Source organism: Novosphingobium sp. APW14 (genome assembly GCF_032337075.1).
Lineage (GTDB): Bacteria > Pseudomonadota > Alphaproteobacteria > Sphingomonadales > Sphingomonadaceae > Novosphingobium.
This window is the reverse complement of sequence record NZ_JAVYAB010000002.1, coordinates 111,677-124,345: the sequence shown is the minus strand read 5'-3', so window position 1 is coordinate 124,345 and position 12,669 is coordinate 111,677. Positions and strand designations below refer to the sequence as shown.

Annotated in this window: 14 protein-coding genes; 11 read left to right on the top strand and 3 right to left on the bottom strand. The window is 66.2% G+C overall.

Annotation, left to right across the window (positions count from 1 at the left end; translation table 11 throughout):
- The first annotated feature begins 12 nt into the window (after positions 1-12).
- From RQP55_RS03195 to RQP55_RS03180, 4 genes are all read left to right on the top strand, one after another.
- Complete coding sequence (locus tag RQP55_RS03195) at positions 13-381, top strand: VOC family protein (protein WP_315608742.1); 369 nt, start codon at positions 13-15, stop codon at positions 379-381.
- A 188-nt stretch (positions 382-569) separates the two neighbouring features.
- The gene (locus RQP55_RS03190; RefSeq protein ID WP_315608741.1) at positions 570-1,163 is read left to right on the top strand and encodes an EF-hand domain-containing protein; all 594 of its coding nucleotides are present in this window, start codon (positions 570-572) and stop codon (positions 1,161-1,163) included.
- A 9-nt stretch (positions 1,164-1,172) separates the two neighbouring features.
- Positions 1,173-1,904 carry a response regulator gene (locus tag RQP55_RS03185; protein WP_315608740.1) on the top strand — a complete coding sequence of 244 codons (732 nt, stop codon included), beginning with the start codon at positions 1,173-1,175 and terminating at the stop codon, positions 1,902-1,904.
- Entirely contained in the window at positions 1,904-3,289 is a 1,386-nt protein-coding gene (locus RQP55_RS03180) for an ATP-binding protein (RefSeq protein ID WP_315608739.1), read from the top strand. The genes RQP55_RS03185 and RQP55_RS03180 overlap by 1 nt, the downstream gene beginning before the upstream one ends.
- Before the next feature lie 70 nt (positions 3,290-3,359).
- On the opposite strand, the gene RQP55_RS03175 is transcribed toward RQP55_RS03180, so the two are convergent.
- Positions 3,360-4,934: a helicase HerA-like domain-containing protein gene (locus tag RQP55_RS03175; RefSeq protein WP_315608738.1), complete on the bottom strand. Its 1,575-nt coding sequence runs from the start codon at positions 4,932-4,934 to the stop codon at positions 3,360-3,362.
- A gap of 104 nt (positions 4,935-5,038) precedes the next feature.
- Between RQP55_RS03175 and pabB the strand changes: the two genes are divergently transcribed.
- Genes pabB through arfB form a run of 4 tightly spaced genes read left to right on the top strand, consistent with a single transcriptional unit; the run spans position 5,039 to position 9,078 of the window.
- Complete coding sequence (gene pabB, locus RQP55_RS03170) at positions 5,039-6,859, top strand: aminodeoxychorismate synthase component I (RefSeq protein ID WP_315608737.1); 1,821 nt, start codon at positions 5,039-5,041, stop codon at positions 6,857-6,859.
- Between the two features lie 44 nt (positions 6,860-6,903).
- Entirely contained in the window at positions 6,904-8,019 is a 1,116-nt protein-coding gene (locus RQP55_RS03165) for a pyridoxal phosphate-dependent aminotransferase (protein WP_315608999.1), read from the top strand.
- Positions 8,016-8,678 (top strand): RNA pseudouridine synthase, encoded by a 663-nt coding sequence (locus RQP55_RS03160; RefSeq protein WP_315608736.1) that lies wholly within the window; start codon positions 8,016-8,018, stop codon positions 8,676-8,678. Before RQP55_RS03165 ends, RQP55_RS03160 begins: the two co-directional genes overlap by 4 nt.
- Positions 8,671-9,078, top strand: a complete 408-nt coding sequence (gene arfB, locus RQP55_RS03155) for an alternative ribosome rescue aminoacyl-tRNA hydrolase ArfB (RefSeq protein WP_315608735.1) — start codon at positions 8,671-8,673, stop codon at positions 9,076-9,078. Before RQP55_RS03160 ends, arfB begins: the two co-directional genes overlap by 8 nt.
- Here arfB and RQP55_RS03150 read toward each other — a convergent pair whose 3' ends face one another.
- A complete protein-coding gene (locus tag RQP55_RS03150) occupies positions 9,079-9,282 on the bottom strand; it encodes a hypothetical protein (protein WP_315608734.1) in 204 nt (67 codons plus the stop codon). It abuts the gene before it with no gap.
- A gap of 3 nt (positions 9,283-9,285) precedes the next feature.
- A complete protein-coding gene (locus RQP55_RS03145) occupies positions 9,286-9,576 on the bottom strand; it encodes a hypothetical protein (protein WP_315608733.1) in 291 nt (96 codons plus the stop codon).
- Positions 9,577-9,731: 155 nt separating this feature from the next.
- Here RQP55_RS03145 and RQP55_RS03140 point away from each other — a divergent pair, with 155 nt between their 5' ends.
- From RQP55_RS03140 to RQP55_RS03130, 3 genes are read left to right on the top strand one after another with little or no spacing between them, the layout of a single operon-like run.
- Positions 9,732-10,718, top strand: a complete 987-nt coding sequence (locus RQP55_RS03140; RefSeq protein WP_315608732.1) for a metalloregulator ArsR/SmtB family transcription factor — start codon at positions 9,732-9,734, stop codon at positions 10,716-10,718.
- Positions 10,715-11,629, top strand: coding sequence for a methylenetetrahydrofolate reductase (metF, locus tag RQP55_RS03135; protein WP_315608731.1), 915 nt, complete (start codon positions 10,715-10,717; stop codon positions 11,627-11,629). The genes RQP55_RS03140 and metF overlap by 4 nt, the downstream gene beginning before the upstream one ends.
- Positions 11,626-12,669 carry a homocysteine S-methyltransferase family protein gene (locus tag RQP55_RS03130; RefSeq protein ID WP_315608730.1) on the top strand — a complete coding sequence of 348 codons (1,044 nt, stop codon included), beginning with the start codon at positions 11,626-11,628 and terminating at the stop codon, positions 12,667-12,669. Before metF ends, RQP55_RS03130 begins: the two co-directional genes overlap by 4 nt.

The following is a 12,669-nucleotide window of genomic DNA, read 5'->3' as shown; positions in this document are numbered from 1 at the left end:
GGGAGAATTGCGATGATCGGTTACGTTACTGTGGGCACCAACGACCTGCCGCGCGCCGCCAAGTTCTATGATGCGCTGGCTGCAGAGATGAACACGCCGCGAATGATGGAGTTCGAAACCTTCATCGCCTGGGGCACACCCGGCGGCCCGGCCGGCATTGCCGTGACCAAGCCCTATGACGGCCAGGCCGCCAGCGTGGGCAACGGCGTGATGGTGGCGCTTGAGGCGAAGGACAAGGAGCAGGTCGACCGGCTCCATGCCATTGCTCTTGCCCATGGCGGGACCGACGAAGGTGCGCCCGGGCCGCGCGGCGAAGGGTTCTATGCCGGATACTTCCGCGATCCCGACGGGAACAAGCTCAACGCCTTTGTGATGGGTTGAGCCGGCCGCATTGCGCCCCGATGAACGGCGGCGGCGGCTTGCGACAATTGGCGACAATATTCCCCGGATCGGGCATAAAGTCGCGACAGGTGGAGCCTATTCGGTGGCAATGACGCCGCTGCCGGAACTTGTCTCCCCCTGCTCGCAATCCGGCGCGGCGTCGCCCCAAAGGATGGAGTTCTGATCCCATGGCCAAGTTCAATCGTACTGCCGCGCTGACCGCGCTGGCCCTTGCCGCTATCCCAGCCGCGCTAATGGCTCAGCCCGCACCCGGTTCCGGCCCGCAGGCCAGCGTAACCAAGGCCGATGCCCAGGCCCGCGCTGCGGACATGTTCGCCAAGATGGACGTGAACAAGGATGGCAAGCTTGACCAGGCCGACCGCGCCGCCCGCCAGGCCGAGCACTTTAACCGGATGGATACCGACAAGGACGGGAAGCTATCGCAGGAGGAATTCGCCGCCGGTCGCCCCAAGCGCGAGGGTATGGCCCGCCGACCCAATGCTGCCCCGCCGATCGACGGCAAGATGAGACGCGGCGGTCGCGGTGGCCATGGCGCAATGGGCATGATGGCCCGCATGGCCGATACCAACAAGGATAACGCAATCTCACGCGATGAGTTCTTGGCCGCCCACGGCAAGCACTTCGAGATGATGGATGCCAACAAGGACGGTACCGTCACCGCCGCAGAACGGCAGGGCGCCCGCGCCAAGATGCGCGAACACATGAAGGCCATGCGCAGCGCCGGCGACAAGGCCGGTCACGAAGGTCACGAAGGCCACTGATACCGGCCAATGGATGCTGTATCCGCCACCCGGCTGCTGCTTGTCGATGACGAGCCAGCCCTGCGTGAGCCCCTGGCCGAGTACCTCTCGCGCCAGGGGTTTGCAGTGGTTCAGGCGGCCAGTGCCGCCGAGGCTCGCAGCCGCCTGCGCGAAGGCCGGCCGGACCTCGTCCTGCTTGATATCATGATGCCGGGCGAGGACGGGCTTTCGCTCTGCCGCCACATTGGCGAAGCGCTGGCACTCCCCGTGATCCTGCTGACCGCCAAGGGCGAAGCGACCGACCGGATCGTCGGCCTTGAAATCGGTGCAGACGATTACGTGGTCAAACCCTTCGAGCCGCGCGAACTGGTCGCCCGCATTCGCTCGGTCCTGCGCCGCACCGCGCGGGGCGGACCAGCACCGATCGAGGACGATCTGTTCGAATTCGAGGGTTGGCACCTTGATCCGCTCAAGCGCAAGCTGACCGCACCAGACGGAGCCATGGTCTCGATCTCTTCGGTCGAATTTCGGCTGCTACTCGCCTTCCTGGAAAACCCGCGCCAGGTCCTGGATCGTGACCGGCTGCTTGATCTTGTCCAGGGGCGCGAGGCGCACCAGTTTGATCGGGCGGTCGATAACCAGGTCAGCCGCCTGCGCCGCAAGATCGAGGCCGACAGCCGCAACCCTACCCTGATCCAAACGGTCTGGGGTGGCGGCTACATGCTCGCCGCCGAAGTGCGCCGCGTTCGGGGCAACGCCTGATGCGCCTGTGGCCGCGCAGCCTGCAAGGGCAACTGCTGCTCGCCGTGGCCATGGCGCTGCTGCTGGGCCAGGCAATCAACGCCATGCTGCTCTATCGCGCCCAGGCCGAACGGCGCGAGGCGGCCTTGATGCACACCGTTGCTTTCCGGCTTTATGGCGCATTGCGTGACGATGACGAGGCAGTCCCACGCCGTTTCCGCCGTCCGCCGCGCGAGGCAATGGCCCATGCCCTGCCCGGCGCGCGCGAACCCGCCGCGCCCGCAATCCTGCCCGATGATCAGCGCCTGGCTGAACAGGAAGCCACGCTGCGCGCCATCCTGGCCAATCAGGGCGTGGACCTGGCATCGGTACAGGTCCTTAAACGCGCGGTTGGCACCGATCCGGTGGCGCAGCGCCGGCTTGAGCGGCGGTTACGCCGGGGTGAGATGGACCGGTTGCCCGAAAGCGTGATCGTCGCCGCGGTGCGCCGCGACGCCACCGGTCCGTGGGCCGTCGCCCGGGTGCTGGTTCCGCCCCCGCCGGCACGGCCTCTGCTTGGCCTGCTGCTCCAGACGCTGGTGATCTATGCCTTGCTCGTCGGCGCCATTGCGCTGATCCTGAAACGGCTGACCCAACCGCTCAAGGCCCTGACCCGCCGGGTCGAACACTTTGCCGCGACCCGCGACGCCAGCAATCCCATGCCGCCGGCCGGTCCGGCAGACGTCCAGCAACTCATCGCGGCGCACAACGCACTCGAAGCCAGGATTGCCGGGCTGCTGGATGAGAAGGATGTGATGCTGGGCGCGATCGGACATGACCTCAAGACCCCGCTGGCTGCGCTGCGGGTGCGGATTGAATCGGTCGAAGACGCCGAGCAGCGCACCCGCATGGCCGCGACGATCGAGGATATTGCCCGCATTCTGGATGATATCCTCTCGCTTGCTCGCGTCGGCCGTCCCGGTGATCCACTGGAAGTGACCGACCTTACAGCGCTTGTTGCCCAGGTGGTCGAAGAGTTCGAAGACATGGGTGAGGCGGTCCTCCACGCCGGTGCGGAACGCATCACCTTGCCGCTGCGCCCAACCCTGCTGCGGCGGGCTCTGCGCAACCTGATCAGCAACGCGTTGCGCCACGGCGGCGGCAAGGCCAAAGTCAGCCTGGCGCGTCAGCCGCAGAGTATCTCTGTAACCATCGACGACGACGGCCCAGGTATCCCGCATGACGAGATCGAACGGATGCTTGAGCCGTTCGCGCGGGGCGAGCCATCGCGCAATCGCAGCACCGGCGGTGCGGGACTTGGCCTTACGCTTGCCCATGCCATTGCCGAGCAACACGGCGGGAGCCTGAAGCTAACAAACCGGACAGGAGGCGGACTATCCGCTACGCTTACGTTCCCGCTGTCGTGATCTTCACACGTGCCGCCGCGGCGTGGCCTGTTGTGCTTGCGGATGGTCTGTTCGCCGGCTGGAGCCGCCTCTAACGCAACAACCCGCCAAGCAGCCCGCGTGCGAACCGGCCCAGCATGGCGCCGCCCAACGCCGTCCCGATTGCTCCGGCGGCGGCGGAGGCCGCAGAAGCAACCGGCGATCCGGCCGCCTTGCGACCCGTTAGCTGCCGCGCCACCATCGTCCCGGCCGATGCCGCCGCGGCACCAAAAGCCGCCTTGCCCGCCTTTTCCCACATCGAGGTGGTCTTGCGCGGCTGGGCGCGCTGGGCGTCCTCGCCCTGCTGCTCCACCACCTGCGCGGCCGCAGCGGCATCAGCCGACTTCTGAAGCAGGACCTCCTCGGCGCTCTCGCGGTCGACCGCGGTATCGTACTTGCCGTCATAGGGGCTGATCGACTGGATGATCGCCCGCTCCTTGGGGCTGACCGGCCCCAGCCGCGAGCGGGGCGGCGCGATCAGGGTGCGCTGGACAACCGTGGGCGCGCCCTCGTCATCCAGCGTCGAGACCAGCGCCTCGCCCACCTTGAGCTCGGTGATTGCGGTTTCGACATCAAGATCGGGATTGATCCGGAAAGTCTCCGCCGCGGCCCGGATCGCCTTCTGGTCGCGCGGGGTGAAGGCGCGCAGGGCATGCTGAACCCGATTGCCAAGCTGGCCGGCGATCTTTTCCGGGATGTCGATCGGGTTCTGGGTGATGAAATAGACGCCAACGCCCTTGGAACGGATCAGGCGTACTACTTGTTCGATCTTGTCGAACAGGGCCTGGGGGGCATCTTCGAACAGCAGGTGGGCCTCATCAAAGAAGAACACCAGCCTGGGCTTTTCGGGGTCTCCCACTTCGGGCAGGGCCTCGAACAGTTCGGACAGCAGATAGAGCAGGAAGGTGGCGTAAAGCTTGGGGCTTTGCATCAGCCTCTCGGCGGCGAGCACATTGATCACGCCCTTTCCGCTTTCATCCACCCGGATGAAATCGTTGATCTCGAACGCGGGTTCGCCAAAGAACTTGTCGGCACCCTGGCTTTCAAAAGCAAGCAGCTGCCGCTGGATCGTGCCGACCGAGGCCTTGGAAATGTTGCCATAGGTTGTGGCCAGTTCGCTGGCCCGCTCGGCACAGGCGATCAGCGTCTGTTGCAGGTCATCGAAGTCGAGCAGCAGCAAACCGTTGTCATCGGCCCATTTGAAAGCAACGGTCAGCACACCTTCCTGCGTCTCGTTCAGGCCCATCAGCCGGCTCAGCAGCAGCGGGCCCATTTCCGAAATCGTGGTGCGGATTGGGTGGCCCTGCTCACCATAAAGGTCCCAGAACACCGCCGGATTGTCGCGATAGACATAGTCAGTAATGCCCAGCTCTGCAGCGCGGCTTTCCAGCGCATCGGCGTGCTTGAAATCGTGGCTTCCGGCCATGGCGATGCCGGCCAGGTCCCCCTTCACGTCGGCCATGAACACCGGCACCCCGGCGGCAGAAAACTGTTCGGCAATGGTCTGGAGCGTAACGGTCTTGCCGGTGCCGGTTGCTCCGGCAATCAACCCGTGGCGGTTGGCCCGGCCCAGCCGCAGCACCTGACGCTCACCATTGGCGCCAAGGCCGAGAAAAATCTCGCTCATGTCATGCTCCTGAAACTGCGACTCGGATCCAGATAGAACTACGTAGCTTTTTGGGCGAGTAGGATTTTGCATGGACGGACGGTCCTCGTTAGAAGCTCTGGTGCATGAATGGCCCTTTTATCCTGCTTGACGATGCCCGGCCCGAAGGGGCCAGTCCGGCCCGCCTCTATCGCGATCCCGTTGAAATCGTGGTGGCGCGGCGGGCGGAAGACGTCGTCCCTGCCCTGGCCCGGATCGAAGCGCTGCGTGCGCGCGGCCATCACCTGGCCGGCTACCTGGCCTATGAGGCGGGGCTTGCGCTGGAAACGCGGCTGGAGCAGCTCGCGGCGGCGCGCACTGGCGCTAATGGCCCGCTCGTGTGGTTCGGTGCCTTTACCGGCTTCACCGAGATTGCCGCCGATGCCGTGCCGGCCTGGCTGGCCGACAATGGCGCAAGCAGTTCGGCACGAATTGGCCCGCTGGATCCGGCGATCAGCGCCGGGGCCTATGGCAAGACCTTTGCAGCCCTGCAGGAAGCGATTGCCGCAGGCGACATCTACCAGGCCAACCTGACCTTTCCGCTGAAGGGCAGCTGGCGGGGTGATCCGCTCGCGATCTATGCCGCGCTGCGCCCGGCGGCAGGTGCGGGCTATGGCGGCGTGGTGTTTGACGGATCGCACTGGCTGCTAAGCTTTTCGCCCGAACTGTTCTTTGCCGAGCAGGACGGGGCAGCCACGGTCAAGCCAATGAAGGGCACGCGCCCGCGGGGACGGGATGCGACTGAAGATGCCGCGCTGGCTGCCGCGCTTGCCACTTCGGTGAAGGATCGGGCCGAGAACCTGATGATCGTTGACCTGCTGCGCAACGATCTGAGCCGGGTGGCCGAGCCCGGGAGCGTGCGGGTAGACAGGCCCTTCGCGGTCGAGAGCTATCCGACCGTCCACCAAATGGTGACCACGGTCCGCGCGCGGCTGCAACCCGGCAAGGGCGCGGCTGATATGGTCCGTGCGCTGTTCCCCTGCGGCTCGATCACCGGCGCACCCAAGATCCGGGCGATGGAACTGATCAACAGTACTGAGCGCGATCCACGCGGCCCTTATTGCGGCGCAATCGGGCGGATCGACGCGCCAAAGGCGGATGGGACTTCCGATGCGGCCTTCAATGTGGCAATCCGCACTCTGCGGCTTACCCCGGCGGAGAATAACCAGGGGACAGCAGTGTTGGGGGTGGGATCGGCGATCGTTGCCGATTCCGAGGCTCTGCCCGAATGGCGAGAGAGCCTGGTCAAGGGAGGTTTCGTGCGCAGTTCCGCTTGCCAGCCATCGGCTGCCGGGTTCGATCTGATCGAAACCATGGCCTTTACGCCCGACGGCGGCATTCCGCTGCTGGAGTTCCATCTGGAGCGGATCAAGGCCAGCGCCGCGGAACTGGGCTTTGCCTTTGATCGCCATGCCGTACGCAATGCGATCCAGGCGCTGTGCTTTGAGGCCGATGCGCCATCGCGGGTGCGCTTGATGGCGGCGCGCAGCGGGGCCTATACGCTGGAAATCGGGGCAATGCCCGCGCCTCTTCCCGCTCCCGCGCAGGTGGCGGTGATGCACTTGCCGGTAGATGCCGGGGACTGGCGCCTGCGCCACAAGACCAGCGACCGCGAATTCTATGACGCCGGGCTGCGCGCCGCACGCGCGGCCGGTGCCGACGAAGCCCTGTTCCTGCGCGACGACGGGCTGGTGACCGAGGGCTGCATCACCAACCTGTTTGTCGAACGCGATGGCCGCTTGCTGACACCGCCGGCGCGGCTGGGGTTACTGCCAGGCGTGCTGCGCCGCTCGCTGCTCGAATCCGGGCAGGCGGTTGAGGCCGAACTCACGCTCGACCACCTCAAGGATGGTTTCCTGATCGGCAATGCGTTGCGCGGGCTGGTTGCGGCGCAACTGCTGCCGTGATTTCAGCCGCACTCGCCCGGATCGCCGCGTCGCAGACGACGGCCATGACCGATCGCGCTGCTGCACTGCGCGCGGAAGGGCGTGACATCATTTCGCTGTCGGTCGGTGAACCCGATTTCGCCATGCCGCCCCATGTTGCTGGGGCAGTGCGTGCCGCACTGGACGCAGGCGACACCAAGTACACGCCAGTGGCGGGCACGGCCCGGCTGCGCGCGGCAGCGGCGCTGCATTTTGCGCGCGATCTGGGCCTGGCAACCACACCGGAGCGCGTGGTGGTCAGCGCCGGCGGCAAGCAGGCGATCTTCCATGCCCTGCTGGCCACGCTCAATCCCGGTGATGAAGTGCTGATCCCCGCACCGTGGTGGGTCAGCTATCCCGAGATTGCCCGCTTTGCCGGGGCCGAGGTTGTGCCGCTCAAGACCACGGCGATCGGCGGGTTCCGGATCACTGCCGAACAGCTCGAAGCCGCGATCACCCCGCGCACCCGCTGGCTGCTGCTCAACAGCCCCGGCAACCCGACCGGCGCAGTCTATTCGGCTGCAGACCTGCAAGCGCTGGGCGCGGTTCTCGCGCGCCACCCCCAGGTGCTGGTGATGAGCGACGATATCTATGCTCCGCTGCGATACGGCTCTGGCGGCCACGCCACCCTGGCCGTCGCCTGCCCGGACCTGGCGGAGCGGGTGCTGACAATCTCTGGCGTATCGAAGAGCCACGCCATGACCGGCCTGCGGATCGGCGTCGCGACGGGCCCTCTCTGGCTGGTCGAGGCGATGGCCCGGCTGCAGTCACACTCCTCGGGCAATCCGGCCTCGCTCAGCCAGGCCGCGGCAGTGGCCGCGCTGGAAGGGCCGCAGGATTTTCTGGCTGATTGGCGCGAGCGGTTCCGTGCCCGCCGCGATCTTTGCGTTTCGGCGATCAATGCCGTACCTGGCCTTTCGACCCCGATCCCCGAGGGGGCGTTCTACTGCATGGTTGATGCCGCGCCGCTGCAAGGGCGCTTTGCGGATGACCAGGCACTCTGCCTCCATCTGCTGGAGCATGGTGTCGCCGTGGTGGCCGCTTCGGCCTTTGGCGGGGACTTTGGCTTCCGGATCAGCTTCGCAACTGACGAGGATCGATTGACGGAAGCGCTGCGGCGCATTGCAAAGGCGCTGACATGAATTCCATTCCGGTCCTGTTCGAAGACGGCGAGGCCCTGATCATCGACAAGCCGGCTGGCCTGCCGATTGAGCGTCCGCGTGCAGGCGGCCCCTGCCTGGAAGACCGCGCCAGCGAATTGCGGCTGGGCTTTGCCCGTTCGCCCGTGCCGGTCCACCGGCTTGATACCGATACGTCGGGCTGCCTGCTGTTTGCCCGCAACCCCAAGGCGCTGAAACGCTTCAATGCCGCCTTCGAGGCGCGCGAAGTGGCAAAGGTCTACCTCGGCGTGGTTGCCGGACCGGTTGAAGGCGATGAAGGCACGATCGAGCTGGCCCTCACCAAGATCAGCAGTGCCGAAAAGGGCTGGCGGATGATCCCGGCGAAGAAGGGCAAGCCTTCGGTCACGCACTGGCGCAAACTGGCTGAGCGCGACGGGGTGACGCTGGTAGAATTCCGCCCCGAAACCGGCCGTACGCATCAGATCCGTGTTCACGCCCTAGCGGGGCTTGGCGCAGCGCTGCTCGGCGATCCAGTTTACGGGGCCGGGCCGGTGCCCGGAGCAAAACGCACCATGCTCCACGCCGCCGAACTGACTGTCCCGCGCGAAGGCAAGCCGCCGGTCCACGCCAAGGCACCGCTGCCGGCCGATTTCGCCGCATTGGGGTTCAGCGATGGCTGACCTGATCGACCGGGCGTTGGCGCTGGTGAGCGAGAGCTTCATCGCCGCGGCCGGACCGGGCGGGCAGAACGTCAACAAGGTTGCCACTGCTGTCCAGCTGCGGCTTGATGTCTATGCCCTGCGGCTGAAGCCGGAAGTGTTCCACCGTTTCAGGCAACTGGCGGGATCGCGGATGACAGCCAAAGGCGAACTGGTGCTCACCGCGCGCCGCTTTCGCACCCAGGAAGCCAACCGCGCCGATGCCCGCGAACGCCTGGCCGAACTGCTGACCGAGGCGCAGAAACTGCCCGAAAAGCGGGCCAAGAGCCGCCTCAACCGCGTCGGCAAGACTGAGCGGCTGGCCGGAAAAAAGCGCCGCGGCGCAATCAAGGCCGGGCGCGGCCGGGTTTCGTTTGACTGATTAGCGCGGCGCGGGTGCCGCCTGGTTCGATGCGGCCGGGGCCGGACTGGCCGGGAGACGCCGCGCTTCAAGCATCTGCGCGGCTTCGTCCAGCGCCTTGGCCTCACTGGCGCTGACCCCGCCCCGACCAGCGTCATCGTCTGCCTTGCCGCAGCCGGCAAGCGCCAGCGCGGCAAGCGTGGTCAGCAGTGCAGCCTTGCCCAAGGCTTACTTCTTAGCTGGCGGCGTCGGGCCATCGCCGGCCGGAACGCCGGTGGCCGGAGCTGCCGAAGTGGCCCCGGTGGAGGCAGCCTCGGTTGCCGCATCTGTTGCCGTGCCGGTTTCGGTAGCCGCCGCATCGGCTGCCGGGGTCGCTGCCGCGTCGATCCCGCCAACCGCCTCTTCCGCCGGCATTTCGACGTTGTCGGGCGAAGCCGCTTCGTTCGCGCTATCGGAACTGCCACAGGCAGCAAGCGCAAAGCTGGCGGAAACGAGGGTGGCGAAAGCGATCTTCTTCATGGACAATCTCTCTGCAGCAGCTTGGGGCAAAGCATTGCGAACCCTTGGTCCTTTTACGCTTCCGCAGGCGCGATGCCAACCGCGCAAGGGCATCGTTCCACCGCTGCGAATGCGCGGTTGATAAGATATAAAGATTTCTTTATATGATCTCCAAGATGAAGATCGATCCCACTTTGCGCGCCCTGGCGGACCCCACCCGGCTGCGGATCATGCGGCTGCTGGCCCATATGGAACTGGCCGTGGGCGAATTGGCACAGGTTCTGGGCCAAAGCCAGCCGCGCGTATCACGACATGTGCGAATTCTCTGCGATGCTGGCCTGGCCGAACGGCGCAAGGAGGGATCCTGGGTCTTCCTGCGCAGCGCGATAGGCGAAGATCGCGCGCCGCCCTTGGGCGCCGCCGCAGCCCGCCTGCTGGCCGTGGCCGAAGAAGGCGATGCCGCCTTTGCCGCCCGCTGCCAGGAAGATCGCCGCCACCTGGCCGCAATCCGTGCCGCGCGCGAGACCAGCGCCGCCAGCTACTTTGCCCGCCACGCGGCAGAGTGGGACACGTTGCGCAGCCTGCATTCGCCCGACGGACCGGTTGAGGCTGCGCTGGACGCTGCGCTGGGCACCGGCTCGCTCGGCCGCCTGCTTGATATCGGCACCGGCACTGGCCGCATGGCCGAACTGTTCGCGCCGCGCGCCGCCCACGTCACCGGGCTCGACAACAGCCCGGAAATGCTCCGCATCGCTCGCGCCCGGTTGCAGCGGCTCCCACCCGATGCCTATGCCCTGGTTCAGGGTGATTTCGCGCGGCTACCCTTTGCCGGGCAAAGCTTTGACACGGTGCTGTTCCACCAGGTGCTGCACTATGCCCAGGCGCCGGAGATCGTCCTGGCCGAAGCCGCCCGTGTCACTTGCACCGATGGTGTGCTGGCGATTGTCGATTTCGCGGCGCATGACCGCGAGGAACTGCGCACCGCCCACGCCCACGCCCGGCTTGGCTTTACGGACGAGCAGATGCTGGGCCTGCTAAGTGATGCCGGGTTCGTACCCGCCCCGCCGGTCGCCCTTCCCGGCCAGCCGCTTACCGTGAAAATCTGGACCGCGCGCAGAGCGTCTGCGGCCCAATCCAAAGTTGCAAAGGCTGTCGCGCCATGAACCTGACGAGCGAGAACCACCGCGCCCATGCCTCGCCGCTATTTGCCGGCCTGCCGGGCGATATCGGCGTGTCCTTCGAATTCTTCCCGCCCAAAACCGAGAGGATGGAGGAAACGCTCTGGGATTCGGTGCTGACGCTCGCGCCGTTGGCACCCCGGTTCGTATCGGTCACCTATGGCGCGGGCGGCACCACGCGTGAGCGCACCCACAACACCGTTGCCCGGATCGTCCGTGATACCGCGATCCCCGCCGCCGCCCACCTGACCTGCGTTGAGGCCACCAAGGACGAAATCGCCGAAGTGGCCCATGCCTATTGGGAAGCAGGCGTACGCCACATCGTGGCCCTGCGCGGCGATCCGCCCGGCGGCGCAAGCAAGTTCGAACCCCACCCGCAGGGTTATGCCAATGCGGTTGATCTGGTCGCCGGCCTGCGCAAGATCCATCCGTTCGAGCTGTCAGTCAGCGCTTACCCGGAGACGCACCCCGATGCCGCCAGCCCCGCGGCTGATCTCGACAATCTGAAACGCAAACTGGATGCCGGGGCCAGCCGCGCGATCACCCAGTTCTTCTTCGAACCGGACACCTTCTTCCGGTTCCAGGATGCCTGCCTTGCCGCCGGGATCGATGCCGAGATCGTGCCGGGGATCATGCCTGTCACCAATTTCGCCGCAATCCAGCGGATGAGCGCGATGACCGGCACCGCGGTGCCTGACTGGCTTGGCCACCTGTTTGCAGGGCTGGATGAAAAGCCGGCCGCACGCCAACTGGTCGCCGCCACGGTGGCCGCCGAATTCTGCCGACGGCTTTATGCCGGCGGGGTGCGCAACTTCCACTTCTACACCCTTAACCGGGCCGAGCTGTCCTATGCGATCTGCCACCTGCTCGGCCTGCGTCCGGAGACCGAGGCATGACCCCGCGCGAACTGTTCCTGGCCGAAGCGGCCAAGCGCATCCTGATCATCGACGGGGCCTTTGGCACCGAGATCCAGCAGCGCAAGCTGACCGAGGCGGACTATGCCGGCTCGCTGGGCCTCTCCCGGGACCAGAAGGGCAATAACGACATTCTGGCGATCACCCGGCCCGACGTGCCCGAGGCGATCCACCGCGCCTATTTCCAGGCCGGGGCCGACATTGCCGAGACCAACACCTTCTCCGCCAACCGGATCAGCCAGGCCGACTACGGCGCCGAGCACCTGGTGCGCGAGATCAATGTCGAAAGCGCCCGTCTGGCCCGCCGGGTGGCCGATGAATTTGCCCGCGATGGCCGCCCGCGCTTTGTCGCCGGGGCGATCGGACCGACCAACAAGACCCTGTCGCTCTCGCCCGACGTCAACGATCCCGGTTTCCGCGAGATCGACTGGGACGAGCTGGTCGATGTCTATCGCCAGCAGGTGGCCGCGCTGGTCGAAGGCGGTGCAGACTTTATCCTGATCGAAACCGTGTTCGACACGCTCAACGCCAAGGCCGGGATCATGGCCGTGCGCGAGGTTGAACGCGCGCTGGGCCGCGAAGTGCCGATCATGCTGTCGATGACGCTGACTGATCTCTCGGGCCGCAACCTGTCGGGCCACACGGTGGAAGCCTTCTGGTATGCCGTGCGCCATGCCCGGCCGCTGACGATCGGGCTCAACTGCTCATTCGGGGCGACCCAGCTGCGCCCGCACGTCCGGGCGCTGAGCGCGATCGCCGATGCCGCGATCATGGTCTATCCCAATGCCGGCCTCCCCAACGAACTGGGGCAGTACGACGAGCTGCCCGCGCAGACCGCCGCGCTGGTTCGCGAATGGGCCGAGGCGGGCCAAGTCAACGTGCTGGGCGGTTGCTGCGGCTCAACCCCGGCGCATATCGCCGCCATTGCCAAGGCTGCTGCGGGCCTGCCGGCGCGCAAGATCCCGCAGCTGGACGCCGCCACCCGCCTGGCCGGCCTTGAACCCTTCGTGATGACAGCCTGA

Coding starts and splice junctions, on each gene's coding strand:
- RQP55_RS03160 (WP_315608736.1), top strand. CDS start 8,016: ATGAATTCCATTCCGGTCCTGTTCGAAGACGGCGAGGCCCTGATCATC.
- metF (WP_315608731.1), top strand. CDS start 10,715: ATGAACCTGACGAGCGAGAACCACCGCGCCCATGCCTCGCCGCTATTT.
- RQP55_RS03165 (WP_315608999.1), top strand. CDS start 6,904: ATGACCGATCGCGCTGCTGCACTGCGCGCGGAAGGGCGTGACATCATT.
- RQP55_RS03130 (WP_315608730.1), top strand. CDS start 11,626: ATGACCCCGCGCGAACTGTTCCTGGCCGAAGCGGCCAAGCGCATCCTG.
- RQP55_RS03185 (WP_315608740.1), top strand. CDS start 1,173: ATGGATGCTGTATCCGCCACCCGGCTGCTGCTTGTCGATGACGAGCCA.
- arfB (WP_315608735.1), top strand. CDS start 8,671: ATGGCTGACCTGATCGACCGGGCGTTGGCGCTGGTGAGCGAGAGCTTC.
- RQP55_RS03140 (WP_315608732.1), top strand. CDS start 9,732: ATGAAGATCGATCCCACTTTGCGCGCCCTGGCGGACCCCACCCGGCTG.
- RQP55_RS03195 (WP_315608742.1), top strand. CDS start 13: ATGATCGGTTACGTTACTGTGGGCACCAACGACCTGCCGCGCGCCGCC.
- RQP55_RS03175 (WP_315608738.1), bottom strand. CDS start 4,934: ATGAGCGAGATTTTTCTCGGCCTTGGCGCCAATGGTGAGCGTCAGGTG.
- RQP55_RS03145 (WP_315608733.1), bottom strand. CDS start 9,576: ATGAAGAAGATCGCTTTCGCCACCCTCGTTTCCGCCAGCTTTGCGCTT.
- RQP55_RS03180 (WP_315608739.1), top strand. CDS start 1,904: ATGCGCCTGTGGCCGCGCAGCCTGCAAGGGCAACTGCTGCTCGCCGTG.
- pabB (WP_315608737.1), top strand. CDS start 5,039: ATGAATGGCCCTTTTATCCTGCTTGACGATGCCCGGCCCGAAGGGGCC.
- RQP55_RS03190 (WP_315608741.1), top strand. CDS start 570: ATGGCCAAGTTCAATCGTACTGCCGCGCTGACCGCGCTGGCCCTTGCC.